Raw genomic sequence first — 26,126 nt, forward strand, 5'->3', positions numbered from 1 at the left:
CGTCCCCCATTCGTCCCTCACTCGCCCCCCATTCGGTGAGGCTGCCGGGCGCGTCGGAGCCGTTGCCCTTCCGCACCGGCCGGGTCGGGTCATGATCTCTGCCGGACCGACTCACAGGCGGAGTTCTCGTGACCATCACCATCGTCGTAGCAGCTCTGGCACTCGTCGCGGGCGTGATCGGGCACTGGGTGCTCCGTGGCCGCCTTGAGGCCGGGGAAACGCCTTCGCTGACGGTGCGCGACTTCATTTTGCCGTTGCAGACTCTGACCGTCTTCGTACTGGCGTTCGTCCTGGTCACCGCATCGACGTCGAACGGCAAGGCCGACCAGGCGGCACGGGATGAGGCCGGCGTGGTGGACCACCTCTACGAGGTCGCCGAGTACGCGCCTGGCGCCCAGCGCCAGCGGCTCCAGGCCGACACCGTGTGCTACGCCCGGGCCGTGCGCGCGCATGAATGGGCTGCCATGGCGCACGGGCACGGTGCGTCCGATCCCAGCGTCTGGACCACTGACCTGCGCGTGGCCCTGAAGCAGATGCAGGATTCCGCCACCTTCGGCATGCTGGTCTCCGCCGACCGGAACCGCTCCGAAGCCCGGCAGACCCGTATCGCCGAGTCGACCCCCGCCATCCCCGGCGCCGTGTACTGGCTGATGCTCGCCGCCCTCGCCTTCCTCGTGGTGACCCTGGGGCTGTGCCTGCCCCGGAAGAACACCGCCCTGGTCACCGTCGGTCTCGTCATCCTCACCGCGCTGCTGACCTCCGTCCTGCTCGTGATCCGGGACGTCGAGCGCCCCTTCAGCGGCGTCATCAAGATTCCGCCGACGGCCATGACCGCAGTCGAAACCGACATCACCGACGACTACACCAACGCTTACGGCAAGGACCGGCTCCCCTGCGCCAGCGACGGCACACGGCTACGCCCGACCACCTGACACGACCTCACCCCGTCCGCCCCGCGGCTCTGTGGAAGTGTTCGGGGAAGGTTCACGGCGGTCGTTCCCCGAACGAGTCACCGGCACACGCCGCCGTCAGCGTCCAACTCCCGCAGATACACGTCTCTGAGCCCCCCGGCCCGGCCCCCAGGCGACCAGCCGCTCAGATGATCACCGGGTGACGCCATCTGTGTCCGCTCGTTGAGGCCGGGTGACAAAGGCAGCCCGCCCCATCACCGATCAGCGGGTCCGCGCCCGACCCGAGGAGTGTGACGCGGTGGACCTGACGACCGTGCGGGAGGTATGCGACGCGCGGCACCGGGGGCGGTGGGAGGCGGGTGACGCCTGGCTGGCCGGAGGGACGTACCTGTTCTCCGAGCCGCAGCCCCGCCTGCGCAGGCTGCTGGACCTGGGGCGGATGGGCTGGGACGCGTTGCGGGTCACGCCCGGCGGACTGGAGATCGCCGCGACGTGCACGGTCACTCAGCTGAACGCCTTCGTCCCACCCGAGGCGGTGACATGGCCTGCGGCCGAGGCGCTGTTCGCGCCCTGCTGCCGTGCCTTCTCCTCCTCGTTCAAGGTGTGGAACGCCGCCACCGTCGGCGGCAACATCTGCCTGGCGCTGCCGGCCGCTCCCCTCGTCGCCCTGGCAGCGGCGCTGGAGGGCGAGTGCCTGCTGCTGGCACAGGACGGCAGTGAACGACGGCTTCCGGTAACGCAGTTGATCACCGGCGCCGGACGTACCGCGCTGACGGAGGGTGAGCTGCTACGGTCGGTGCGGCTGCCCGCGAAGGCCCTGTCGCGGCGAGCGGCGGTGCGCCGGGCGGCGCTGCGCCCCCAGGGCCGTTCGGCCGTGTTGCTGATCGGCACGATCGACCTCAAGGACGGGACGTGGCGGATGACGATCACCGCTTCGACACAGCGGCCGGTGGTGATGTCGTTCGACCGGCCGCCTACCGAGCGATCTCTACGGGAGGCCGTGGAACAGGCAGTTGGCCCGGACGGCTGGGTGGACGATGTGCACGGTCATCCCGCATGGCGGCGCCACATGACGCTGCTGCTCGCCGAGGAGCTGCGCACCGAGCTCACCGCCGACGAGGAGCGGGCGTGACGTACCGAATCACCGTCAATGGACGGCTTCAGACCCGTCGGCCCGCTGCGGGACAGTGCTTGCGGACCTACCTGCGGGCGAGCGGCTGGTATGGGGTGAAGAAGGGCTGCGACAGCGGGGACTGCGGGGCGTGCACCGTGCACGTCGACGGGCAGGCCGTGCACTCCTGCCTGTATCCGGCACTGCGCGCCGACGGCCACGAGGTCACCACCATCGAGGGCCTGGCCACGGGTGAGCAGCCGCATCCGGTGCAGCAAGCCTTTGTGGACGGGCACGGTTTCCAGTGCGGGTTCTGCACGCCGGGCATGGTGATGACCGCGACCGCCCTGACGGACGAACAGCGCCAGGACCTGCCGGATGCCTTGCGTGGGAACCTGTGCCGCTGCACCGGCTACCGTGCCGTCGTCGCCGCCATTCGCACCGCGGCCGGCCGTGGCGGTGGCGCCGGTCGCGTCGCGGAGGAGCCGCCGTGCGGCGCGGCGGTGCTCGGCGGCAGCGCGCCTGATCCAGCCGGCCACGCGGTGGTCACCGGCGCGGCCCGCTACACCCTCGACGTCGACATGCCGGGCGTACTGCACCTGAGGTTGCTGCGCTCCCCACACGCCCACGCCCGCATCACCGCCATCGATACCGGTGACGCGCTGAACGTTCCCGGCGTACGTCTGGTCCTCACCCACCACGATGTTCCGGCCCTCCGGTTCTCCACCGGCATGCACGAGCAGGCCGATGCCGAACCCTTCGACACCCGCGTCCTCGACGACGTGGTCCGCTACGCCGGTCAGCGGGTGGCGGCGATCGTCGCCGACAGCGAGGCCGCCGCGGAAGAGGGCTGCCGTCAGCTGCGCGTCGACTACGCGGTACTGCCGGCGGTCACCGACCCGCACACCGCCCTCACCGGGACGGCGCCGCGCGTCCATCAGGGCGGCAACGTGGTGCACGAGGTCCACCAGACGGTCGGTGATGTGAACAGCGCGTTCGCGCGGGCCGACTGCGTGTACGAGGAGACCTTCCGCACCCAGCGGGTGCAGCACGCCGCGCTGGAGACACACGCCGCCCTGGCCCGGGTGGACGAGGAGGGCCGGCTGGTGGTGCGCACCGCGACCCAGACCCCGCACCTGGTGCGCCGGGCCCTGTGCCGTCTGCTGGACCTGCCGTCGCGGCAGGTGCGGGTGGTGGCCGGGCGGGTAGGAGGGGCTTCGGCGGCAAGCAGGAGATGCTCTGCGAGGACATCGTCGCGCTGGCCGCCTGGCGGCTGCGCCGCCCGGTGCGGCTGGAGTACACCCGCGGTGAGGAGTTCACCGCCACCACCCGTCATCCCTTCGACATCCGCCTTCAGGCCGCGGCCCGCCGGGACGGCACCCTGAGCGGACTGAGGATGCGCGTCGTCTGTGACGCCGGGGCGTACGGAAACCACTCCCCCAGCGTTCTGGAACGCGCCTGCCAAGACGTGGCGGGCATGTACCGCTGGGGTGCGGTGGCCGTTGACGGCTACGCCGTCTACACCCACACTGTGCCGTCCGGGGCATTTCGCGGTTACGGACGCGCGCAGGTCACCTTCGCCATGGAATCGGCCCTCGACGAACTCGCCCGCCGGCTTGGTATCGACCCGGTGGCCTTGCGCCGGCGTAACGCCGTCCCTGCGGGTGAGGACATCACCGCGCTGGACGGCACCGTCCTCGCCCGTGCCGACGGCGGCCTCACCGCCTGCCTGAACCTGATGGAAACCCTCCGCCGGCGGCCCGAGCGGCCCACCGCCCGCCCGCCGGAAGGCTGGCTGACGGGTGAGGGGGTGGCCGCCGCCATGCAGCCCACCGTGCTCGCGGGCAGCCACCAGGCTCAGGCCCGGCTGCGCCTGGGCCGTGACGGCAGCTATGAACTGGCCATCGGCGGCCCGGAGTTCGGCAGCGGCGCCACCACCGTGCACCGGCAGATCGCCGCTGACGTGCTGCACACCCGACCGGCCGCCGTGCTGGTACGCCAGGCCGACACCGATCTGGTCGACCACGACACCGGCGTCTTCGCCTCCACCGCCACCACGGTCGCCGCCCACGCCGTACGGCGCGCCGCCCACGCCCTGCGGCGGCAGATTCTGGCCGCGGCCGGCGAGCGCACCGGCACTGCCGCCGCGGACTGCCGTCTGACGGCCCAGGCCGTACTCGCCCCGGGCAACCGGCGGTTGCCACTGCACGAGCTGGCCTCCTGGCTCTGCTCGGCCGGGCGGGAGCTGAGCGCGAGCGGCGAGGCCAACGGCGCGTGCGGGCAGGCCGCTTTCAACGCCCAGTATTTCCGCCTCGCCGTCGACCCCCGCACCGGTGAGACCCGCATCCTCGACAGCGCCCACGTCGCCGACGCCGGCGCCGTCCTCAACCCGGCGCAGAGCCGCGGCCAGATCGAAGGCGGCATCGCCCAGGGCATCGGCACCACCCTGCTGGAGGAGCTGCCTCTCGACGCCGACGCACACCCCGTGGTCACCACCCTGCGCGACTACCCCATCCCCCAGCTCACCGACGTACCCCCCACGCACATCACCTTCGTCGGCCGCTCCGACGTGCGGGGCCCCACGGCTGCCAAACCCCTAGCCGAGTTGACCATCGGCCCGGTGGCCCCCGCCCTGGCCAACGCCCTTCGCGACGCCACCGGCATCCGCTTCACCGCTCTGCCACTACGCCCGGACACCATCTGGGCCGCACTCGCCGACCGCGAAGCCGAAGCGACGTGAGCGGAGGCCTCACCACACATCACGGTCGGGGCACGGAGTGTCGGTGCCGTGCGGCGGCTGACCGGTGCGTGCCCCTCAGAAGGGACAGACCGGCCACCGCCCCCTGCGTGCTCTCCTCACGTCGTCAGGCCCGACGGCGCAGTGGCGTCGTGTGTCACTTCGTTACCGGGCTGACGAAGTTGCCCGGGTGTGTGGCTGCTTCCTGGCGCGTGACCGGGCCCCAACGCCACTTCAGTTCCTTCGACGTCTTGCCGTTGGGGGGAGTGATCTCAGCGACCCCCGGGACGATGACATTGTCCTCGCTCACCTTCGACGAGAGGAAGGTGAGCGTGAAGTGGGCGGAAGCACCCGGTGCGAGGGTGAGCGGCTTGGGCCGGACCGACGTCTGATCGCGGAGGGTTTCGGTCTGTACTCCTTCCGTCTCCGTGCCCATCTTCAGGGTCACCTCCGGATAGCCGCGGAGGGCGCATGCGTGGGATCCGGTGTTCTTCAGCGCCACCACGGCGGTCACCTGCTCACCGGGAACGCCTTCGGGTTTGGCCGACCCTCCAGGGGCCCAGGACGGCGCCAGGGCACTGGTCTTGCACGGACCGGGCTGTCCGGCCACGGCTGGAACCGCCGCGATGGCGGGAGTCATGGACGCGGCCATCAGGCCGGCGACGAGGAGGGCAGTTCCGCGAGGGGACAGTCGTGCCATGGTCCACCTCCAACGTAGGGGATTTCGGCCGGTGCGACGACACGCCGCTGTTCCGCGTGCCGCTGGGGGCATGGGCAGCCACCGACGACACCACATACGAGTATCGACGATCACGCCGATTCGCACATCCGCACGAGATGGCGTCGGCGCGGACGCTACGGCGGGGGCCCTTGGAGAGGGCCAGGTCCTGCGCGGCCGGGGCAACCCGTGCGGCCCACTGCCGCGTCACGGCTGCCCGCCGATGACCAAGGGTGGCTCGGCTGCGGGAACCGTCCGGGCCGGGAACTTCCCTGCGCACGAGGGAACGCGGCCGGCGCAGCACCGGTCCGGGCATCAGGGCCTCAGCAGTCCGCCCACCCACCAGTCGTGCGGTTCGCCGTCGTTGGCGATGCCGCGAGGCCGTGATGGCCTTCCTCCACCGCCCAGTGACCGAGCTCCCAGACGCCGCGGCTGACGAGGGTCAGGCAGTACGACAGGCTTCGTGCACCGCGTCCATGTCGGCAGGTGTGAAGGCCCGCAGCACCAGACGGTCGGTCTCAAGCGTCACCGGATCCATCGCGGCAGTATGACCACCATGCACAAGCGGCGGCCATCGAACAACCCGACCGAGCACCGCCCAACACAACACTCTCGGAAGCTCTTACGCCGTTCCGGCCGCACAGTCACACCGTGGCTCAGGACCGGGATGATCGGACCTGCGGGCTCGTTCGGGCACAGATCACCCGCCGAGAGTATCCTCGGCTGTCCGCGCCAGGCGTGAAACCCCTGCTCAGCGCACCCGTCCCCGCGGTTTCAGCGTCACCGGGGGCAGTTCGGGGGCGCGGAGCGGGGCGCCCTCGTAACCCTTCACCTCGCCGAAGCGGTCGCCCGTCGTCCAGTCGGCGCGGGCCTGTTCGATGTCCTCCTGGGTGCGGCCGACGAAGTTCCACCACATCACCAGCTCCTCCTCGAACGGCTCGCCGCCCAGGAGCATCAAGGACGCCTCCGACTCGGCGCGCAGCGGGAGTTCCGTGCGGCCGCAGCCCAGGTAGAGCATGGAGCCGGGGAGCACGGGGACGCCGTCGACGTGGGATTCGCCGGACATGGACAGGACCGCGTACTCGAAGTCCGGTTCCAGGGGGAGGCGTACGTCCGCGCCGCGGGCCAGTGTCAGGTCCACGCCGACGATCGGGGTGTACGTCGTGCCGGGTGAGCTCGCCCCGTCGAGGCTGCCGAGGATCAGCGTCGCGGTCAGGCCGGGGGCCGTGATCCGCGGCAGCTCCGCGTGGTGCTCGAAGCGCGGGGCCGTGTGGCGGTCGGTGTCGGGGAGCGCGACCCACAGCTGTGCGCCGTGCAGGAAGCGGGCGTGGGCCCGCGGGCTCTCCTCGGAGTGCGAGATGGCGCGGCCCGAGGTCATCAGGCCGAGCTCGCGGGGGCGGATGGTCTGGAGGCTGCCGGTGGAGTCGCGGTGCAGGACCTCGCCGTCGTGCAGCCAGCTGACGGTCTGCAGCCCCATGTGCGGATGCGGCGGCACTTGCATGCCGGGCTCGTCCGCGATGTCGTCGGGGCCGTAGTGATCGACGAAGCACCATGCGCCGACCATGCGGCGCCCCAGGTTGGGCAGCAGGCGGCGGACCTCGGTGGACTCGCCGAGCTTGACGTGGCGGGGACTGAGGAGTTCCCGTACCGGTTCCGCGACGACGAAGCCCCGGCCGCCGCACCTGCTCGGCACCGCCTCGCGATCAAGATTGCTCATGCCGCACAACCTAGTCCCGTGGGCGCCGCACGTCAGTCACCTGTCCGGAGCCGCCACACATTAGTGGAATATTCAACCACCAAGCTTCGTTGCAGCGTCCGAAGGAGGCAGACGATGGAGCAGACGATGGAAATGGCCTATTACGACCACGGGACCGGGACGGAGCGCTGGGCGCGTGCGCAGCGGTTCTTCGAGGCCAAGGAGTACACGACGGCCGCGGGCATCCTTCGCACCCTGGCCGACGAGGTGCCCGAGCAGGTCGCCCCGCGTCTGCTGCTCGCCCGCGCCTACTACCACTCGGCCCAACTGCTGCGCTCCGAGGCCGAGTTGCTGAAGGTCCTCGAACTGGACCCGGTCGAGGGCTATGCCCGGCTGATGCTGGGGCGCACGCTGGAGCGGCAGGGCCGGGCGGCCGACGCGGTCCCGCACCTGCGGTTGGCCGCGGCGCTGAGCGGTGACTTCGGGCAGGTGCGGCGGAGCGAGTGAGGTGACGTGCGGCGGGCGGAGGCCGAAGCCGCCGCCCGTCGCGTCACACCCGTCCCGCGCCCGGACCCCGGCGTATCGTCGCGGCAGGCGCCACGGCCGCCAGGACCGCGGCGACGAGGACCGCGAGGAGCGCGACCGCGATGCGAAAGATCATCTGGATGATGTCGGCGTCCCTGGACGGCTTCATGGAGGGGCCGGACCGCGAGATCGACTGGCATACCGTCGATGACGAACTGCACCGCCACTTCAATGACAAGGTCCGTGTGATGGGCGGCATCCTGCACGGCCGCGCCACGTGGGAGCTCATGGCCGAGTACTGGCCCACCGCCGACCAGGACCCGGCGAGCGGCGACGTCGAGGTGGACTTCGCCGGGATCTGGCGTGACATGCCCAAGTACGTGTTCTCGCGCACCCTGCGCGAGGCCGGCTGGAACACCACCATCCTGCGCGAGGTGGCGCCCGAGGAAATCCGGGCCATCAAGGAGAGGGCGGCGGGGGACCTCGTCGTCGGCGGCGCCGATCTCGCCGCGTCCTTCCTGCGCCTGGGCCTGATCGACGAGATCCACACCTACGTCCACCCCGTCGTGCTCGGCCGCGGCAAGGCCATGTTCCAGGCGCGGGACGTGCGGGCCGACCTCCGGCTCGCCGGGACCCACGCCTTCGGCAACGGAGTCGTACAGCTCCGTCATGAGGTCCTGAGGGCATGAGGGCATGGGGGCATGAGGGCATCAACTAATGCGCATTAGCTCTGTCTCTCCCTAGCCATTCGCCGTGGCTCCCCGTAAGAATTGCGGCGACTTCGATCCAGGGGAGAGATGAGCATGAAGAGGCGCAGCGTCCTGCTCGCGGCAGTGGCTCTCACTGCCGCGTCGGGCGGTACGGCGATGGCGGCGAGAAAACCGTCCGCGGCGGGGAAACGCGTGGTCGTCTATTACCAGACGCAGTACGCGAACGGCACGTACGTGTCACCGCTCGCGCTCACCGAGCGCCGCACCGGCGTCACCGACGTGCTGGTGGCCGCGGTGCACCTCAACGATCTCAACGGCCCTTACACACCGGTGCACTTGAACGACGATCCGCCGAACGCCGCCAAGTACGACCGGATGTGGCGCGATCTGAAAACCCTGCGCCGACACGGCGTGCACGTGCTGGCGATGGTCGGTGGCGCGGCGCCCGGCAGCTTCACCCGGCTCGACGAGGAATTCGACACGTATTACCCGCTGCTGCGGGACTTCATCCGGCGGTACGAGCTCGACGGCGTCGACCTCGACGTGGAGGAGCGGATGTCGCTGGCCGGTATCGAGCGCGTCATCAGCGCGCTGCGCGCCGACTTCGGCGCCGATTTCATCATTACGCTCGCGCCGGTGGCCAGCGCGCTCAGCGGCGGCGGAAATCTCTCCGGCTTCGACTACGACGCGCTTTACCGCAGCCGGGGTGGTGACATCGCGTGGTTCAACGCGCAGTTCTACAACGGCTGGGGCGACATGAACTCCACGGCCGATTACGACGACATCATCGCCCGCGGTCTGATTCCCGCCTCGAAGGTGGTCGCGGGAGCCCTCACGTCACCGGCCAACGGCGGCAGCGGTTACGTCGGCATGACGGCGCTGAGGTCCACGATCGGCTCGCTCGTCTCGAAGCATCCGGGCTTCGGTGGGGTGGCCGGCTGGGAGTACTTCAACTCCCGGCCCGGTGGCACCGCCGCGCCCTGGAGGTGGGCGGCCGAGGTCTCCTCGGCGCTGAAGGTCCGCCGCTGACCGTGCGCTGCTGAAGATCCGCCGCTGACCGGCTGGGTCGCGCGGGCTGCCCCGCCCCCGGCAGTCGAGTCGCGCGTCACAGCCACAGGGCCTCGGCGACGGCCACCCCCAAAAAGGCCGCGCCGAGGCCCGCGACGACGCTGCCGAGCACGTTCGCCGCCGCGTAGAACCTCGCCCCGTTCTCGGTGAGCCGCAGCGTCTCGTACGAGAAGGTCGAGTACGTGGTGAGGGCCCCGCACAGGCCGGTGCCGAGGAACAGCTGCGTGGAGGCGGAGGCGGCGCCCGCCGTGACGGCCCCGGCGAGCACGCCGAGGACCAGGCAGCCCACGACGTTGACGGTGAAGGTGCCCCACGGGAAGACGGTGTCGTGGCGGCTCTGCACGGCGCGGTCGGTGAGGTGGCGCAGCGGGGCGCCGATCATCGCCCCGGCGATCACGGACAGCCAGTTCACCGGTCCTTCTCCCGTCCCACGTAGCGGATGACCTCGCAGTCGTCCAGAATCGCCAGGCCCTCGGCGACGAGTTCGTCGAGCTGCGGCAGGAACGCGCGGATCTTGTCCCCCGCGTCCACGATCACCACGGCGACCGGCAGGTCCTCGCTGAGGGAGAGCAGCCGGTGCGTGTGGACCAGCGATGAGGCGCCGAACCCCTCGATGCCCCGGAAGACGCTCGCGCCGGCGAGCCCGGCGCGGTGCGCGCGGTGCACGATCTCGGTGTAGAGCGGCTTGTGGTGCCAGAGGTCGGACTCCCCGATGAAGATCGTCACCCGCAGCGCCGTGCCCGTGAGCCTCGTCATGACCGCCTCCGCGCCACCAGGCGGCGCGTGGTGCACGCCGCGCTCCACACCGCCGCGAGGGCCGCGAGCAGCGTCAGTGCCAGATAGGCCAGCCCCGTGCGGGCGTGGCCGCCGCTCACGAGTCGCTGGATGTCCACCGCGTACGTCGAGAAGGTGGTGAAGCCGCCGAGCACGCCCGTGCCGAAGAACGGCCGCACCAGGCGGTGCGCCGCCCACACCTCGGTGATCAGCACCATGAAGACACCGATCACCGCGCATCCCACCGCGTTCACCGCGAGCGTCGGCCAGGGGAAGCCGTCGGCTGCGACGGGCCAGGCCAGGGACACGCCGTAGCGCGCCGATGCCCCGATGGCGCCGCCCGCCGCCACCACGGCGAGGACCGGCCCCTGCCCGTGCAGCGGTCCACTCCGTCGCCGTCGTGCGGGCGGGGACAGGTCGAGGTCGGGATCCGCGGGTTCGTCGACCGCTCCGGACGGCTGGGCTTCCATGGGCATGCGCCTCCTACTCGCGTCGCCCGTCTCCGGGCGCACTCGCTCGCAAGTAGGGACCGTTGTCGGCGTCCTTCGCCGCGGTTCGGGTACGGCGGGCCCCACCGCCGCGCGGCGCCCGGGAGGCCGGGCGGGCCCGTGCCCCGGGAAGATCGCCGCTGACACCAGGCTAACCGCCCGGACGGGACGCCGCGCCACCAGGCCCCGGAAGGCCCCTGCCGGGCAGGGCCGACGGGACGGGGCGCGTGGCGGGGCCCGACGTCGCCTTGAGTTGAGTGGACTTCGCCTCCCTGGCGTCGGGGGCGTCCCTTGTGGCCATCATGGCCGACGCCACTCTCAGAACAGCGCCACCCTGCGGGCCACCGTGGCCCGCCTCGTCCCTCTCACCTAGGAGCACTCATGACCTCTCGTGACGACCACCGCGCCCCCGCCCCTTTTACCCCGCTCCTGTCGGGTCTCGACGGCCGGCTGCCCGCGCTGCGCACGCTCTACGAGGATCTGCACGCCCACCCCGAGCTGTCCTTCCAGGAGGTGCGTACGGCGGGCATCGTCGCCGCGCGCCTGCGGGAACAGGGCTGGGAGGTCACCGAAGGCGTGGCCGGCACGGGTGTGGTCGGCGTTCTCACGGCGGGCGCCCCCGCGGAGCGCGTCCGCACGGATGGCACCGCCACGGCGGACGTCCTCACGGCGGGTGAGGGGCCCGTGGTGCTGCTCCGCGCCGACATGGACGGCCTGCCCGTGAAGGAGGAGACCGGCCTGCCCTACGCGTCCGAGCGCACCGCTGTCGACGGCGACGGCCACGAGGTGCCGGTGATGCATGCCTGCGGCCACGACATGCACGTCACCTGCCTGCTGGGCGCCACCGCGCAACTGGCCGCCAACCGGCGGGAGTGGCGCGGCACGGTCGTGGCGGTGTTCCAGCCGGCCGAGGAGGTGGGCGGGGCCCCGGCGATGATCGAGGACGGTTTCCGCGAGCGCTTTCCGCACCCCGAGGTGTGCCTCGGCCAGCATGTGGCGCCCCTGCCCGTCGGCTTCGTCGGCACCCGGCCGGGGCCGGTGATGGCGGCCTCGGACGGCCTGCGGGTACGCCTGTTCGGGCGTGGCGGGCACGGTTCGATGCCCGAGAGCACGGTGGACCCGGTGGTGATGGCCGCCGCGGTCGTGATGCGCTTGCAGACGGTGGTCTCGCGCGAGGTGGCGGCTGCCCGGACGGCCGTGGTGACGGTCGGGGCGATCCACGGCGGCACCAAGGAGAACATCATCCCGGACTCGGTCGAACTGAAGGTCAACATCCGCTCCACCACCCCGGCCGTACGGGAGCAGATCCTCGCGGCGGTCGAGCGGATCGTCCGCGCCGAGGCGGCCGCTTCCGGCGCCCCCAAGGAGCCCGAGATCACGGCGCTGAACTCCTTCCCGGTCACCGTGAACGACCACGCCGCCACCGCCACGGTGCGGTCCGCGCTGTCCGCCGCGCTCGGCGAAGGGCACGTCTTCACCCTGCCGGAGGTGCTGATGGGCAGCGAGGACTTCGGCACGTTCGGCAGCGCGCTCGACGTCCCCTCGGTCTTCTGGCACTTCGGCGGGGCCGACCCCGCCCAGTTCGAGGGCCTCGACCCCGATGCCCTCCTGGAGAACGGCATCCCGCCCACCGTCCCCGCCAACCACTCCCCTCTCTTCGCGCCGGTCCCGGGCCCGGCCATCGAGGCGGGCGTGAAGTCGCTGCTCGCGGCGGCGGCACAGTGGCTTGCGGCCGGTAGCGGCGCGGACGTCTGACCGCCCGGAGGTGACAGCCGTGCCCTCGTCGGCGAGTTGGGCGAGTTGGGCGAGGACCGTGTGGTCGGCGGTATCGCGGTGGTCGGTGAGGTGGGCGTGGGGCCATGACCGGGATGCTCGACTCGCTGGGGGCGAAGAGCCTGATCCGCGTGAGCGCAGCGGTGCCGACCGCAGGGCCATACCCAACGCCGTGCGCATCGTGCTGCCCGGCGAGAGGCGTGGTGTCGTGGACGAAGCCCGGCGGCGCCGGCGTCCCCGCCGGGACGAGGCGCCGGGGAACTGCCCGCAGCTGGCATGGAGCGGCGGGGGGCGTGAGGCCGTGTGCCGTCCGGTGTCGCATGCGGAGAGGGTCAACTCCCGCCCTGCGTAGGGCCGACCCCGTGATCGCCGGAGCGTGGGCTCTGTCGCGCGGTGGGTGTCGACACCTCGGGCGGCCACGCTGTCACGTCGAGGAGACCCAGTACGTAGGCGCGGGCCACCAGTGCCGTCCGGTTCTGGACCCGCAGCCGACGGCACAGCCGGGTCAGGTGGTAGTTGACGCCGTCGACGCCGATGCCGACGGCGCGCGCCACGACCGCCGTCGTGGCGCCGCCCGCGACGAGCCGCAGCACCCGCGCCTCCTGCGCGCTGAGCGCCGGGTGCGCGTACTCCTCCCCCGCCTCGCCGGGACGCGGCGCGCGCCCCGGCCCGGACGGCCGCGGCGCCCGCTCCTGTGCGACGCGCAACGTCACCAGCAGGGGCGGCGTCTCCTCCAGCGGGTCGGTGACCGGCTCCACGGTCACCTGGCCGTGGCGAACCGCGTCCCCGGCCGTCCAGCTCACCTCGACCGGGTAGCGGGACCTGCGGCCGGAGCGCATGGCCTCGTCGAGCTTGCGGAGCTGCTTCCTGTTGGTGGGCGTGAGCAGATCCAGCAACATGCGGTTCGCGACCCGGCCCGGCTGGAGGCCGAGTGCCCCGGCGAAGGCCGGGTTGGCGACCGCGACCAGCCCTTCGCCGCTGCTGATGGCGGTCGGCGCCGGGGAGCGGTCGAGCAGGCTCAGGAACCTGCCCCGCCACACCGCGGCGTCCGCCACCTTGGGCCTGCCCGGTTCCGGCGCGTCACCGCCGCGCGGTCCACCGGCTGTTCGGGACACGTCCCCGCCTCCTCTCCGCCCCGTCACACATGTCATTCCGGTCCGCGCAAGCGACTGCGCGGAAAAGCCCCCTACAAGATTATGTAGTTCTCGCGGCGGGCGGCCGCCCGGGTCACGGGACGGTGGAGTGCGCGCCCAGCACGTCGGGCGCTCGACTCCCCCACGTCCTTGGGAAGAGGCACTTGCCATGAGCGAATCCCCCACTGTCGAGGTCCACGGTCTTCGGAACGACCCGGACCCCGGACCGCCCATCGTCGATGTCACGGCAACGGGGCTGAGCACCACGCCCGTTCAGCAGGCCGTGGAGCTGGCGCGCCGGTACGGCCCGCTCTACGTCCGCCGCTACCACGGACGCGACAGCGTCTGGGCCTCCTCCCTGGAGCTGGTCGAGGAGCTCTCCGACGAGACGCGCTTCGCCAAGGGGGTCGGTCCCGCCCTGGAGAACGTCCGGGGCATCGCGGGTGACGGCCTGTTCACGGCGTACGACGACGAGCCCAACTGGGCGAAGGCGCACGACATCCTGCTCCCCGCGTTCGCCATGAACTCGATGCGTACGTACCACCCGCACATGCTGCGGGTCGCCCGGCGCCTCATCGCCTCCTGGGACGGCCGGTTCGCGCCGGGTGCGGCGCGGTCCGCTCCGGTGGAGGTGTCGGAGGACATGACCAGGATGACCCTGGACACCATCGGCCTGTCCGGCTTCGGCTACGACTTCGAGTCCTTCGCCCGTACCGATCCCCACCCCTTCGTCGAGGCACTCGTACGCTCGCTCGGGCACAGTCAGGCGAAGCTGGCCCGGACGCCCGGCGGGGACTACTCCGCCGAGGACGCGGAGCTCGCCGCCGACGCCGCCTTCCTGGCCGAGGTCGTCGACGAGGTCATCGAGGCCCGCAAGGCCGCGGGCGACACCGCCACCGACGACCTGCTCGGTCTGATGCTGGGCTCCCCGCATCCGGGCAGCGGGGAGGTCCTGGACGAGGCCAACATCCGCAACCAGGTCATCACCTTCCTGATCGCCGGGCACGAGACGACCTCGGGCACGCTCTCCTTCGCCCTCTACCACCTTCTGAAGAGCCCGGCGGCCCTGCACCGCGCGCAGGCCGAGGTGGACGCGCTGTGGGGCAGCGCCCCCGATCCCGAGCCGTCGTACGAGGACGTGGGCCGGCTGCGTTACGTGCGGCAGGTACTCAACGAGGCGCTGCGGCTGTGGCCCACCGCCCCCGCGTTCCAGCGCCGGGCCCTCACCGACACGACGCTCGGTGGGCGCCACCGGATGCGGGCAGGCGAGTTCGTGGTGGTGCTCACGCCGATGCTGCACCGCGACCCGGTGTGGGGCGACAACGTCGAGGAGTTCGACCCGGAGCGCTTCGCCCCCGAGGCCGAGGCGGCCCGCTCCCCGCACGCGTACAAGCCGTTCGGGACCGGTGAACGCGCCTGCATCGGGCGGCAGTTCGCGCTGCACGAGGCCACCATGCTGCTCGGCATGCTCATCCACCGCTACCGGTTCATCGACCACTCCGGCTACCAGCTGAAGGTCAAGGAGACCCTCACCCTCAAGCCCGACGGTTTCACGATGACCCTCGCCGCACGCACCTGCGAGGACCGCGAGCGGAGCCGGTCCGCCCTGCGTGAGCTGGTCTGCCTCACCGGCGCGGACGGCTCGGCGGGCGCGGCCGACCGCCCGGTGGACGGGCTGCCGACCCGCGTCCCGGCGGGCACCGCGCTGACCGTGCTGCACGGTTCCAACTTCGGGACCTGCCGTACGTACGCGGAACAGCTCGGCGAGCAGGCCGCCGACCTCGGCTTCGACGTGCGCGTCGCGCCCTTGGACGAAGCCGCCGGCGCACTGCCCACCGATACGCCGGTGGTGATCGTCGCCGCCTCCTACAACGGCCAACCGACCGACGACGCCCGCGCGTTCGTGTCCTGGCTGGCGGACGCGGCGCCGGACGCGGCCGCCGGCCTGCGGTATGCGGTCCTCGGCGTCGGGGACCGCAACTGGGCGGCGACCTACCAGCGGGTGCCCACCCTCATCGACGACGCGCTCGCCGCGTCGGGCGCGACCCGGCTCCTGGAGCGTGCCGAGGCCGACGCCTCCGGGGACCTGTCCGGTGCGGTACGGCACTTCGCCTCGACGCTGCGGGACACGCTGCTGCGGCGGTACGGCGCCCCGGAAAGCGTCACAGCCGCCGGCACCGCCGCCGTCCCGGCCAGGACGTACGACGTCGTGGAGGTCACCGGCGGGCCGCTGGACGCGCTGGCCGCCCGGCACGGCGCGGTGGCGATGACGGTCGTGGCGAGCGCCGACCTCGTCGATGTGACGCACCCGCTCGCCCGCCCGAAGCGGTTCCTGCGCGTCGCGCTCCCGGACGGCGTGACCTACCGCACCGGCGACCATCTGACCGTGCTCCCCGCCAACCGTCCGGAGGCGGTCGAGCGCGCGGCGGCCGTACTGGGCGTCGATCTGGACGCGGTCCTGAACGTACGGGCGCACAGGCCGGGCCGGGCCACCCTGCCGCTCGACCGGCCGATTGCCGCCCGTGAACTCCTGTCCCGCTACGTGGAGTTGGGAGACGCGCCGACCCCGGCGCAGGCCGCGCTGCTCGCCGAGCACAACCCGTGCCCGCCCGAGCGGATCGCCCTGGAGCAACTGGCCGCCGATCCCGAGGCGTTGGCGGCCCGGCAGGGCAGTCTGCTCGATCTGGTCGAGGACCACCCGGCGCTGCGGGGGCTGCTGCCCTGGCCCGTGCTGCTCGAACTGCTGCCGCCGGTCAGGACCCGCCACTACTCGATCTCGTCGTCACCCGCCGCCTCACCGGGCCACGCCGACCTGATGGTCTCCCTCCTGTCGGCCCCGGACCGCGCCGGTCGCGGCACCTTCCGCGGCACGGGCTCCTCGTACCTGCACGGCCTGCGGGCCGGTGACACGCTCCACGCGCGCGTGCAGCCCTGCCGGGACGCCTTCCGCCTGCCCGACGACGGGCGCACGCCGGTCATCATGGTCGGCGCGGGCACCGGCCTCGCCCCCTTCCGGGGGGCGATCGCCGACCGCCTGGACCGGCTGCGCGCGGGCGCTCAACCGGCCCCCGCGCTCTGCTACTTCGGCTGCGACCATCCTGACACCGACTATCTGCACCGCGCGGAGCTGGAGGACGCGGAGCGCGCGGGCGCGGTGTCCATGCGTCCCACGTTCTCCAAGACCCCCGAGGGTGACCTGCGCTACGTCCAGCACCGGATCGCGGCCGAGGCCGAGGAGATCTGGCGCCTGCTGGAGGCCGGAGCGACGGTGCGTGTGTGCGGTGACGGTTCCCGGATGGCCCCCGGCGTGCGCGAGGCGTTCCAGCGCATTCGTACGAAGTACGCGGGTGGCGACGCCGCGGCGGCCGAGGCCTGGTGGCAGGGCCTGGTCGCCGCGGGCCGCTACGTCGAGGACGTGTACGCGAGCGCTCCGGTCGGTGCCGTGCCGAGGTGACCCTGGCGGTCAGGAGGTTCGGGTCCTCGTCGGTGAAGTAGGCGCCGCTGGCGACGTACGCCTTGGTGCCGCGCACGGCGAGGGACGTCGGGTTCTGGAGGCCGTCGGCGGCGGTCAGCACGATGGTGTGCCGGCCGTCCGGCCGCACCAGCGCGACCTCGTTGGCCGCGTTGATCGCGGCCGGCAGGGTGTCGCCGCGGCCGGTGAACGCGAAGTCGTCGATGTCGCCGAGTCCGGTGGCCCGAACCTCCACAGGGCCCGCGGCGCCGTGCCGCGCGATCGGGATGCGCAGGACGGTGCCCTTGTCCAGGTTGGTGACCCAGGCCGCGCCGTGGTGGATCTTCACGCCGTTGGCCCCCAGGAAGCCGGTGCGCGCCGGCTCGGGGGCGGTGGCCCACTTGGTGGGGGTGCCGCCGCGGGCGGGCACGCGCCGGACCGTGCCCAGGACGGAGTCGGCGGCGTACAACTGTCCGTTGCGCTCGTCGAGAGCCAGGCCGTTGGGGAGGCCCTCGGGCGGAAGGGCGGCGATGCGCTGCGGGGCGCCGCCCGGGCGCAGGCGCCATACGCCGGTCAGGTCGCCGCTGCGGTGGCGTACAGGAAGTACAGCGTTCCGTCGTCCGCGCGGACGATCCCGCCGAGGAACGGCGAGGCGAGGACGGGGCTGCTGCTGCCGGCCGGGGGCTTCGGCAGGGTCGCGAGGACGCGCACCCGGCCGTCGGGGCCGATGCGGGCGATCCGGCGGCTGAAGGCGAAGGTGACGTAGGCGGCGCCGCCCGGTCCGAGGGTGATGTTCTCCGGGCGCTGTCCGGCGGCCATGTCCAGGTGCGATACGACGCGTACGTGTGACACCGGGGGACTCGCCGCGTGGGCGTGGCCGACGACGGCGGTCAGGGCGACGGCGGTGACGACCGTCCTGGGGAGAAGGTGCCGTCGCCGCGGCACCAGGGTGGGACTCGGCATACTCTGTGCTCTTCTCTCGATCAGGTCGACGACGCGCCCGGGGTGGGAGAGCATCACCAGGTGAGAGGAGTCGACCTCGACGGTGGTCATGCCGGCCCGCTGGTAGCCGTAGCGCTCGACGTCGGGGTTGATGGTGCGGTCGGAGGTGGAGACCAGGCCCCAGGAGGGCTTCGTCCGCCAGGCCGCGACCGGCGCCGCCTCACTGAACGCCTGGGCCGCCAGAGGACATTGGGAGGCGGCGAGGACGGAGGCAGGGCGGAGGCGAGGCCGGGGTCGATGTCCGCGGCGAAGACGGCCGGGAACGTGCCGACGCGCACCGACACGTCGATGCCCGGGGTGTTCGACCTCTCGACGGGGAAGGGCGTCTGAACGAGCGCGGCGGCAAGGTCGGAGTCCGGGAAGCGGCCCTGGAGTTCACCGAGGCTCTCCCCCTTCTCCAGGGCGTAGCCGGCGAGGTGGACGAGGGCCCGGACGTTGTCCTCCGCGCCCGCGACGGTGATGACGGCGCCGCCGTAGGAGTGCCCCACCAGGACGACGGGGCCGGGTATCTGCCGGACGGCCGAGGCGACGTAAGCGCGTCGCCGATGAGGCTGCGATTGGGCACGGCGGGCGCCACGACGTCCGGGCCGCGGGCGATCAGGGCGGGGATGACCCGGGCGTAGCTGGACGCGTCGGCGAAGGCGCCGTGGACCAGGACGATGGTGGGCTTCTCGGTTTCGGGCATGGGTGACTCCGTTGGCTAGAGGGTGTTGGGCTGCGCCTGACTCGCACACCCCGGGGACGTAAGGAGTATTGAGGACGAACGACCGGGGGCTTTGCCTGTCCGCGCCCTGCTCCTGGCCTGTGCGTGCCATGCGGGGCGCTGTGTCCGTACCGGCGACGAGGACCCCAGGACGGCTTCGTCCGTCAGGCGGCGGCTGCGGCGTTTCCCCCCGACGCGCCTTGGACCGGCGGCTCTTGGGTCGCGTGGGGACACCCTCGGCGCGGCCCGGCTTGTTTACTTGGGCCACGCCCTGGTCCAGCACGTACCGAATGATCTCCGCGCCCGGGCGGCCCTGGAGGTGCTTGAAGACCTTGCCGCCGGTGGCGTCGGCGAAGAGGTTCAGTCGCGCGTCCATGGTGTGCTCCCTCGGTGCTCGTCAGTGGCTTACACCCCCTGGGACGAGGTGGCCCGCCCCCCCTGTGACATGGGCAGATGTGACCTGCGTCTCGCCCCGCGCCCGCCGGGCCGCGCCACCTCCCGCTCAGTCGGCCAGGTTGCGCAGGAACCGCGCCGCGACGGGGCCCGCGTCGGCGCCACCGGAGCCGCCGTCCTCCAGGAGCACCGCCCACGCGAGATCGGAATCCCCCTGGTAGCCGATCATCCAGGCGTGGGTGCGCGGCGGCTTCGCGGTCCCGAACTCGGCGGTTCCCGTCTTGGCGTGGGGCCGGCCGGGCAGGTCCTTCAGCGCGTGGGCCGAGCCGGAGGTCACGGTGGCACGCATCAACTCGCGCAGGTGGGCGTTGACTTCGGTGTCCAGGGGGACCGGAGCCTCGTACTTCTTCCGCACGGCGTCCGGTACCAGCACCGGCTGCTTGAACCCGCCGCTCTTGACGGTGGCCGCCACGGACGCCATCACCAGCGGTGAGGCCTGGACGCGCGCCTGGCCGATGGTCGCGGCGGCCTTGTCGTTGTCGCTGTTGTTGACGGGGACGCTGCCGTCGTACGTCGTGGTGCCCACATCCCAGTGGCCGCCGATGCCGAACGCGCGCGACGCGTCGCGCAGGTCGGTGTCGGACAGACGGCTGCGGGCGTTGACGAAATACGTGTTGCAGGAGTGGGCGAACACGTCCGCGAAGGCGGAACCGGGTGGGAGGTCGAACTGGTCCTGGTTCTCGAAGCGCTGCCCGTCGACGTGTGCGAACTTCGGGCAGGCCGCGCGGTCTTGGGGGCGCAGGCCGCCCTTGAGGAGTGCCGCCGCGGTGACGACCTTGAAGACGGAGCCGGGCGGATAGCGCCCTTCGAGGGCGCGGTTGAGGCCGCCGGGGCGGTTCGCGGCGGCGCGTATGTGGCCGTTGGCCGGGTCGATGGCGACGATGGCCGCCTTGTCGTCGACGCCGTCCAGGGCCTTGGCCGCCGCCTCTTGGACGCGCGGGTCGATGGTGGTGCGCACCGGGCGGCCCTCGGCCTTCTCCGCCTCGGTCAGTTCCTTGACGGCGCGCCCGCTTCGCCGGTCCGCGACCACCAGGGATCTGTTCGCTTCCTTGCCGCCGGACAGGACGTCGTCGTAGCGGGCCTCCAGGCCGGAGGTACCCTTGCCGCTGACCGGGTCGACGGTGCCGACGAGGCTGCCGGCCCGCAGCGGGTCGCCGTTGCTGTCGAGCACCTTCGCGCGCGGGTTGCCGCCCTTGAGGGCGAGCGTCTGGCCCGGCTTCAGCTCCGGATGGATCATCGGCGAAGTGAACACCACCTTCCACTTCCCCGACGTGCGCTTCACGCGTGCCTGCGACTCCCAGGAGACCTTGCCCGCGCCGGGGAGCGCCATGGTCACCGTGAAGGGGAACTCCGCCTTCCGCTCCCCCGTCAGCCGTCCTTCGCCGCCGAGGATCGTGGTCTTGGAGGGTTTGAGGTTGGTCAGCACCGACGTGAGCAGGGAGGCGGCGCCGTCGGGGGTGTCGGTGTAGCGCGCCGCCTTCCGCGCGTCCTTCGCAGCCCACGCGTCGAGGAACACCGTCAACTGCTCGCGGGCGGCGGCCACTTGCGGGTCTTCGTCCCGCGCGTCGTCGCCGAGCGCCGCGTACACGCCGTATCCGCCTCCCGCGAGCAGAAGAAGGCTGACGAAGATGCCGAGCAGTCGCCGCCGCTCACGCCGTGACCGCCCGTAGGAGTCGGGGCGGTGAGGGATGTCGGTAAGCGTCAAGGTGCTCTCCGTTTCGAATCGGGCCTGAACAGCGCGGTCCTCGCCGAGCCGGGGCGGCCGGCCGCGCGGTCCCTGCCGAGCCGACGCGGCCGGCCGCGCGGTCGTTGCCGGGCCTGGCGCCTCGGGACCGCGTTCGGGAGTCAAGCCCGCACCCGTCCCGCATGTCGAATACGATCTCGCCATCGCCGCGATTCATAACCCGTATCGCCGCATGTCAGGAGGAGCGGAGTGCTCACGGAACGGCATCTGGAAATCTTCGTCGCGCTCGCCGAGGAGGAGCACTTCGGGACCGCCGCGCAGCGGGTGGGCATCACTCAGCCACCCCTGTCGCAAGGCCTGCGCCGACTGGAGGCGCTGCTCGGCGTGCGCCTCTTCGACCGCGAGCGAGGAGTCTCCCTCACCGATGAGGGCACTCTGCTGCTTCCGCACGCACGCAGAGCGCTGACCGCGCTCAGGGAACTCCGCGAGACCGGCGCCCGCGAACACGCCGGCGGCCGGCGCCTGCGCCTCGGCCTTGCCCCCGAGGTACCGGCGTCGCTCGCGGCCGGCGTGGCGGCGGCGCCGGTACGGGCGGGTGAGCGGGCCCGCATCGGCATGGTGACGGCGTCCACCGCCGCGCTGCTCGGTGACGTGGCCGCCGGGCGCCTCGACATCGCCGTGATCCGGCACCCCTCCGTGCTGCACGGCCTCGCCGCCGGGCGCGTGATCCTCCTGCCGACCTGGATCCTCGCCCCGGCCGGGCTCACCGATGCCGGTGGTACGCCGACGCGCCTGCCCGTCGCCGTACGTCCGCGTGCCGAGGCCCCGGCGGCCCACGACCTGTTCGTCGACACCCTGGCGAGCCGCGGCCGCAGGGTGGAGACGGTGGTGGTCTCCGACGAGCGCGCCGGCCTGGCCCTGGTGGCCGCCGGGCAGGCCGTGCTGGTCACGGCCGACGAGACGCTGACGGCCACCGGGGTCGAGCGGCGGGAGGCGGCGGACCCCCCGCTTCCGCTGCGGCTGCGGGTGGCCTGGGACCCGCGGCGGCCGGACGCGGAGCGGACGGCGGAGACGGCACGGCTCCTTGAGGACGCCCTGGCCCGAAAGGTGGCGCGGTGAGCGGGCGGAGGCCGGGCAGCGGTGTGGAGCGCGAGATCCGCGGCATGTTCGACGACGCGGGCGTCCGCGGCTGGCTGCACGTGGCGGAGCTGCGCCGCCCGTCGGCGCGGGTGACCATCGACCCCGGCGAACGGCTGCCCATCGGCTCGGTCTACAAGGTGCCTCTGATGGCCGCCTTCTGCCGGCTCGCGGACGCGGGGCTCATCGACCCGCGCCGCAGGGTGACGCTGGAGCCCGGCGAGCGTGTGCCGGGGCCGACCGGCATCTCCATCCTGAGCGACCCCGTCACCATGTCGCTGCGCGACCTGGTGGTGCTGATGATGACCATCTCCGACAACTCCTCGGCCGACGCCGTGCTCAAGGCCGTCGGCCCGGAAGCGGTCGACGCCCTCTGCCGCGACCTGGACATGCCCGACACCCACATCCACGCGGGCGTGGTCAGCAACTTCAGCCGGCTGGTCGCCGAGACAGGCGCACGCTCGCTGGACGCGGCCCTGGCACACGTGGCGGACAACGACACCGTCGTGCCCCCGGGCGTGTACGACCCCGCGTTCAAGGCGTCCAGCACGGCGGCGGACATGGCACGGCTGCTGCGGGCGATCTGGACCGGAGAGGCCGCCTCCGACGAACGCTGCGCGTTCATGCGCGACGTGATGCGCAGGCAGGCGTGGGCCCACCGGCTCGCCTCCGGGTTCCCCTACGACGACGTCACGGTCTACGGCAAGACCGGCACCTTCGGCTCCCTGCGCCACGAGGCGGGCGTCGTCGAACTCGCCGACGGCGGCGCCTACACCGCCGTGGTCTTCACGCAGGCCGCCCGGTCCGACACCAAGCTGCCGCGCGCCGACGCGGTGATCGGCGCGGCGGCCCGGGTCGCCGTGGAGGAGCTGCGGGGGCGCCAGGACACCTGAGGAACCGCCGGAAAGGGTTCTCGCCCAGGCCACGGCTGAGAGCGGCCGACACCACGACAGCCCACGCGGGCTCCCCGGGGCTCGGCCGCTCCCGTCCCTCTCAGCCGCGGTACGTCTCCAGGAGGCGCAGCCACACCTCACTGATCGTCGGGTAGGAGGGAACCGCGTGCCACAGGCGGTCCAGGGGGACCTCGCCCGCGACCGCCACGGTCGCCGAGTGGATGAGTTCGCCGACGCCGGGGCCGACGAAGGTGACGCCGAGGAGGATCTCGCGGTCCAGGTCGACGATCATGCGGGCCTTGCCGCGGTAGCCGTCGGCGTACAGCCCCGCGCCCGCGACGCCCGACATGTCGTAGTCGACGGCGCGGACCCGGTGCCCGGCGGCCTCGGCCTCCGTGAGGGTCAGCCCCGCCGAGGCCGCCTCGGGGTCGGTGAAGACCACCTGCGGGACGGCGGCGTGGTCGGCGGTGGCGGAGTGGGCGCCCCAGCGGTCGGTCTCCAGGAGGGGGACGCCCTGGGCGCGCGCGGCGATGGCGGCGCCCGCGATACGGGCCTGGTACTTGCCCTGGTGGGTGAGGAGCGCGCGGTGGTTCGCGTCGCCCACCGCGTACAGCCAGTCGCTGCCGTCCACGCGCAGGCTCTCGTCGACCGGCAGCCACGCGCCGGGCTCCAGGCCGACTGTCTCCAGGCCGATGTCGTCGGTGCGCGGGGCGCGGCCGGTGGCGAAGAGGATCTCGTCGGCCCGGAGGGTGGAGCCGTCGTCCAGGGTCGCCGTGACGGTGCCGTTCTCACGCTTGACGGCGGTGACCGAGACTCCGCAGCGGACCTCGGCGCCCGCCTCGGTCAGGGCCTCCTGGACCAGCTCGCCCGCGAACGGCTCCATCCGGGGCAGCAGGCCGCCGCCGCGCACCAGCACCGTCACCTCCGAGCCGAGCGCCCGCCAGGCCGTGGCCATCTCCACGGCGACGACGCCGCCGCCCACCACCAGCAGGCGGCCCGGCACGTGGTCCGCGGCGGTCGCCTCGCGGCTGGTCCACGGCTTGACGTCGGCGAGGCCCGGCAGGTCGGGCAGGGCGGCGCGGGTGCCGGTGCAGACGGCCACCGCGTGGCGGGCCCGGAGCCGGTGCTCGGTGCCGTCCGTTGCGGTGACCGTGACCGTGCGGGGCCGGCGAGGCGGCCGTGGCCGCGGTACAGGTCGACGCCGATGCCCTCCAGCCAGCCGACCTGGCCGTCGTCCTTCCAGTGCGAGGTGTAGTCGTCGCGGTGCGCGAGGACGGCCGCCGCGTCCAGGGGGCCCGCGACGGACTGCCGCAGCCCGGGGACGCGGCGGGCGTCGGCGCGGGCGATGACGGGACGGAGCAGGGCCTTGCTGGGCATGCACGCCCAATAGGAACACTCGCCTCCGACGAGTTCGCTCTCCACGATCGCGGCGCTGAGGCCCGCCGCACGGGCCCGGTCCGCGACGTTCTCCCCCACGGGTCCGGCTCCGATGACTACTACGTCGTACGTCTTGGCATCCGTCATGTCCGTCATGGGGACAGTCTGTCGCCAGGTGTGCGCCGCGGCCACATGGGTAAGCGCGCGAGACGCGCCTGTGCCCGCACGGAACATCTGTGTGCGCGCGACAGGCGGAATACGTTCGTACCATCGGCCGTTGTCGACAGCGGCCATGCCCCACATCAGGAAGCAGGGACACCATGAGCAACGCGACACTGGAGCTCACCAAGGAGAACTTCGACCGGACGGTCACGGACAACGAGTTCGTTCTGATCGACTTCTGGGCTTCGTGGTGCGGTCCTTGCAAGCAGTTCGCCCCGGTCTACGAGAAGGCCGCCGAGGCCAACCCCGACCTGGTCTTCGCCAAGGTCGACACGGAGGCGCAGCCGGAGCTGGCCGCCGCCTTCAACATCCAGTCGATCCCGACCCTGATGATCGTCCGTGATCAGGTCGCGGTCTTCGCCCAGCCGGGCGCCCTGCCCGAGGCGGCGCTCACGGACGTCATCGGCCAGGCCAGGAACCTGGACATGGACGAGGTCCGCCGGCAGGTCGCCGAGGAGCAGGCCAAGCAGCAGGGCGAGCAGGGCCAGCAGCAGTAAGCCACAGGTGGGGGCCGGGTCAGCTGGACTCGCGGTGCACGACGTCCGCTCCGAGCACGTCGTGCACCTCGGGTTCGGTGCCCGGGTCGCGCACCACGCGGTCGACAAGTTCCGCGAGGCCGCGGCCCGAGGGCAGCTCGATGCGGACGGTGCTGAGCCGGGGCCTGAGGAGTCTGCCGAACATCAGGTCGTCGGAGCCGATGACGGCCGCCTCCTCGGGGATGGCGATGCCTTCGTCCTGAAGGGCCCGCATGAGCAGCATCGCGTACTCGTCGTTGTACGCGAAGACGGCCTCCAGGCCCAGGGAGCGCCAGCGCGCGGCGAGCGCGGCGGCGGACTCCTCCGTGTGGGCGAGGGGCAGTTCCGTGACCGAGGCGCCGGTGGTGGGTGCGGCCTCGACCGCTTGGCGGAGCCCTTCGACGCGGGGCCGGGAGAAGATCTCCAGGCCGGTTTCCGTGGGCACGATCGCGCCGATCCGGCGCCGCCCGCGGGCCAGCAGGTGCAGGGCCGCGGCCTCCCCCACCCGGCGGCCGTCCATGAGGAGCGCGTGGGCGCCCTCGACGCGGTGCGGTCCGAGGGTGAAGACGGCCTTGGCGCCCGACCGCTTCAGGACCGTCACGCCGCGCGGCCCGAGCGCGGAGGCGTCGGGCGCGAGGACGGCCACCGGGCGCAGCTCCGCCCAGGCGCGGGCGGCGTCCTCGCCGGTCATGCCGAGGCTGGCGTACTGCACGACGGTGTAGTCGAGGCCGCTGAGCGCCCACTGGAGTTCGTTGAAGAACTTGCTGAAGAGGGGGCCCATCGGGATCTCCGGGGTGGGCATGAGGACCATACGGCTGTGTCCGGCGCGCAGGCTGCGGGCGGCGGCGTGCGGGACGTATCCGAGTTCCCTGGCGGCGTCGTGGACGCGGCGGCGCGTGGGCTCGCTGATGCGTACGGCGCTGGTGTTGTTGAGGACGTAGCTGACGGTCGCGCGGGAGACTCCCGCCAGGCGGGCGACGTCGGCGCTCGTCGGCACGGAGCGCTGGGCGGGCTGCTGGTTCGGTATCTGCACCATGACACGGGC

General features: G+C 72.4%; 18 protein-coding genes and 4 pseudogenes. 11 read left to right on the plus strand and 11 right to left on the minus strand.

Annotation, left to right across the window (positions count from 1 at the left end):
• Window positions 1-128 precede the first annotated feature (128 nt).
• From ACOBQB_RS02450 to ACOBQB_RS02460, 3 genes and pseudogenes are all read left to right on the plus strand, one after another.
• A complete protein-coding gene (locus ACOBQB_RS02450; protein ID WP_423588391.1) occupies window positions 129-932 on the plus strand; it encodes a hypothetical protein in 804 nt (267 codons plus the stop codon).
• 277 nt (window positions 933-1,209) lie between these two features.
• Complete coding sequence (locus tag ACOBQB_RS02455; protein ID WP_423588393.1) at window positions 1,210-2,043, plus strand: FAD binding domain-containing protein; 834 nt, start codon at window positions 1,210-1,212, stop codon at window positions 2,041-2,043.
• 55 nt (window positions 2,044-2,098) lie between these two features.
• A pseudogene (locus ACOBQB_RS02460) lies at window positions 2,099-4,759 on the plus strand (2Fe-2S iron-sulfur cluster-binding protein); the annotation flags it as partial.
• Window positions 4,760-4,916: 157 nt separating this feature from the next.
• On the opposite strand, the gene ACOBQB_RS02465 reads toward ACOBQB_RS02460, so the two are convergent.
• Together ACOBQB_RS02465 and ACOBQB_RS02470 are read right to left on the minus strand one after the other, a co-directional pair.
• Window positions 4,917-5,555 (minus strand): DUF4232 domain-containing protein, encoded by a 639-nt coding sequence (locus tag ACOBQB_RS02465; RefSeq protein WP_423588394.1) that lies wholly within the window; start codon window positions 5,553-5,555, stop codon window positions 4,917-4,919.
• A 673-nt stretch (window positions 5,556-6,228) separates the two neighbouring features.
• A complete protein-coding gene (locus ACOBQB_RS02470) occupies window positions 6,229-7,194 on the minus strand; it encodes a pirin family protein (protein ID WP_423588396.1) in 966 nt (321 codons plus the stop codon).
• Window positions 7,195-7,320: 126 nt separating this feature from the next.
• On the opposite strand from ACOBQB_RS02470, the gene ACOBQB_RS02475 reads away from it, so the two are divergent.
• From ACOBQB_RS02475 to ACOBQB_RS02485, 3 genes are all read left to right on the plus strand, one after another.
• Complete coding sequence (locus ACOBQB_RS02475) at window positions 7,321-7,680, plus strand: tetratricopeptide repeat protein (RefSeq protein ID WP_423590348.1); 360 nt, start codon at window positions 7,321-7,323, stop codon at window positions 7,678-7,680.
• Window positions 7,681-7,820: 140 nt separating this feature from the next.
• Window positions 7,821-8,387, plus strand: coding sequence for a dihydrofolate reductase family protein (locus ACOBQB_RS02480; RefSeq protein ID WP_423588398.1), 567 nt, complete (start codon window positions 7,821-7,823; stop codon window positions 8,385-8,387).
• A gap of 114 nt (window positions 8,388-8,501) precedes the next feature.
• Window positions 8,502-9,437, plus strand: coding sequence for a glycosyl hydrolase family 18 protein (locus tag ACOBQB_RS02485; protein ID WP_423588399.1), 936 nt, complete (start codon window positions 8,502-8,504; stop codon window positions 9,435-9,437).
• A 76-nt stretch (window positions 9,438-9,513) separates the two neighbouring features.
• Here the strand turns inward: ACOBQB_RS02485 and crcB are convergent, their stop codons facing one another.
• From crcB to ACOBQB_RS02500, 3 genes are read right to left on the minus strand one after another with little or no spacing between them, the layout of a single operon-like run.
• Window positions 9,514-9,888 carry a fluoride efflux transporter CrcB gene (crcB, locus tag ACOBQB_RS02490; RefSeq protein WP_423588401.1) on the minus strand — a complete coding sequence of 125 codons (375 nt, stop codon included), beginning with the start codon at window positions 9,886-9,888 and terminating at the stop codon, window positions 9,514-9,516.
• A complete protein-coding gene (locus ACOBQB_RS02495; RefSeq protein ID WP_423588403.1) occupies window positions 9,885-10,232 on the minus strand; it encodes a DUF190 domain-containing protein in 348 nt (115 codons plus the stop codon). Before ACOBQB_RS02495 ends, crcB begins: the two co-directional genes overlap by 4 nt.
• Entirely contained in the window at window positions 10,229-10,720 is a 492-nt protein-coding gene (locus tag ACOBQB_RS02500; RefSeq protein WP_423590349.1) for a fluoride efflux transporter FluC, read from the minus strand. The genes ACOBQB_RS02495 and ACOBQB_RS02500 overlap by 4 nt, the downstream gene beginning before the upstream one ends.
• 399 nt (window positions 10,721-11,119) lie before the next feature.
• Between ACOBQB_RS02500 and ACOBQB_RS02505 the strand changes: the two genes are divergently transcribed.
• Window positions 11,120-12,493 carry an amidohydrolase gene (locus ACOBQB_RS02505; protein ID WP_423588404.1) on the plus strand — a complete coding sequence of 458 codons (1,374 nt, stop codon included), beginning with the start codon at window positions 11,120-11,122 and terminating at the stop codon, window positions 12,491-12,493.
• Window positions 12,494-12,843: 350 nt separating this feature from the next.
• On the opposite strand, the gene ACOBQB_RS02510 is transcribed toward ACOBQB_RS02505, so the two are convergent.
• Window positions 12,844-13,626, minus strand: coding sequence for a LuxR C-terminal-related transcriptional regulator (locus ACOBQB_RS02510; protein WP_423588405.1), 783 nt, complete (start codon window positions 13,624-13,626; stop codon window positions 12,844-12,846).
• Window positions 13,627-13,813: 187 nt separating this feature from the next.
• Between ACOBQB_RS02510 and ACOBQB_RS02515 the strand changes: the two genes are divergently transcribed.
• Window positions 13,814-17,098, plus strand: coding sequence for a cytochrome P450 (locus ACOBQB_RS02515; RefSeq protein WP_423588407.1), 3,285 nt, complete (start codon window positions 13,814-13,816; stop codon window positions 17,096-17,098).
• Here the strand turns inward: ACOBQB_RS02515 and ACOBQB_RS02520 are convergent.
• The 3 genes and pseudogenes from ACOBQB_RS02520 to ACOBQB_RS02530 all read right to left on the minus strand — a co-directional run.
• Window positions 17,097-18,058: pseudogene (locus tag ACOBQB_RS02520) on the minus strand (hypothetical protein); the annotation flags it as partial. The gene ACOBQB_RS02515 and the pseudogene ACOBQB_RS02520 overlap by 2 nt on opposite strands.
• A gap of 84 nt (window positions 18,059-18,142) precedes the next feature.
• Window positions 18,143-18,349 (minus strand): annotated as a pseudogene (locus ACOBQB_RS02525) (hypothetical protein); the annotation flags it as partial.
• Between the two features lie 953 nt (window positions 18,350-19,302).
• Window positions 19,303-20,958, minus strand: a complete 1,656-nt coding sequence (locus ACOBQB_RS02530) for a penicillin-binding transpeptidase domain-containing protein (protein ID WP_423588408.1) — start codon at window positions 20,956-20,958, stop codon at window positions 19,303-19,305.
• A gap of 228 nt (window positions 20,959-21,186) precedes the next feature.
• Between ACOBQB_RS02530 and ACOBQB_RS02535 the strand changes: the two genes are divergently transcribed.
• Window positions 21,187-22,056, plus strand: a complete 870-nt coding sequence (locus ACOBQB_RS02535) for a LysR family transcriptional regulator (RefSeq protein WP_423588410.1) — start codon at window positions 21,187-21,189, stop codon at window positions 22,054-22,056.
• Window positions 22,053-22,967, plus strand: a complete 915-nt coding sequence (locus ACOBQB_RS02540; RefSeq protein ID WP_423588412.1) for a serine hydrolase — start codon at window positions 22,053-22,055, stop codon at window positions 22,965-22,967. The genes ACOBQB_RS02535 and ACOBQB_RS02540 overlap by 4 nt, the downstream gene beginning before the upstream one ends.
• Window positions 22,968-23,067: 100 nt before the next feature.
• Here the strand turns inward: ACOBQB_RS02540 and ACOBQB_RS02545 are convergent.
• Window positions 23,068-24,500 (minus strand): annotated as a pseudogene (locus ACOBQB_RS02545) (dihydrolipoyl dehydrogenase family protein).
• A gap of 164 nt (window positions 24,501-24,664) precedes the next feature.
• On the opposite strand from ACOBQB_RS02545, the gene trxA reads away from it, so the two are divergent.
• Complete coding sequence (gene trxA, locus ACOBQB_RS02550) at window positions 24,665-25,063, plus strand: thioredoxin (RefSeq protein ID WP_423588414.1); 399 nt, start codon at window positions 24,665-24,667, stop codon at window positions 25,061-25,063.
• Window positions 25,064-25,082: 19 nt separating this feature from the next.
• Here trxA and ACOBQB_RS02555 read toward each other — a convergent pair whose 3' ends face one another.
• Window positions 25,083-26,117 (minus strand): LacI family DNA-binding transcriptional regulator, encoded by a 1,035-nt coding sequence (locus ACOBQB_RS02555; RefSeq protein ID WP_423588415.1) that lies wholly within the window; start codon window positions 26,115-26,117, stop codon window positions 25,083-25,085.
• Between the last annotated feature and the right edge of the window lie 9 nt (window positions 26,118-26,126).

The sequence above is a fragment of the Streptomyces sp. G5(2025) genome (assembly GCF_049542075.1).
GTDB lineage: Bacteria > Actinomycetota > Actinomycetes > Streptomycetales > Streptomycetaceae > Streptomyces.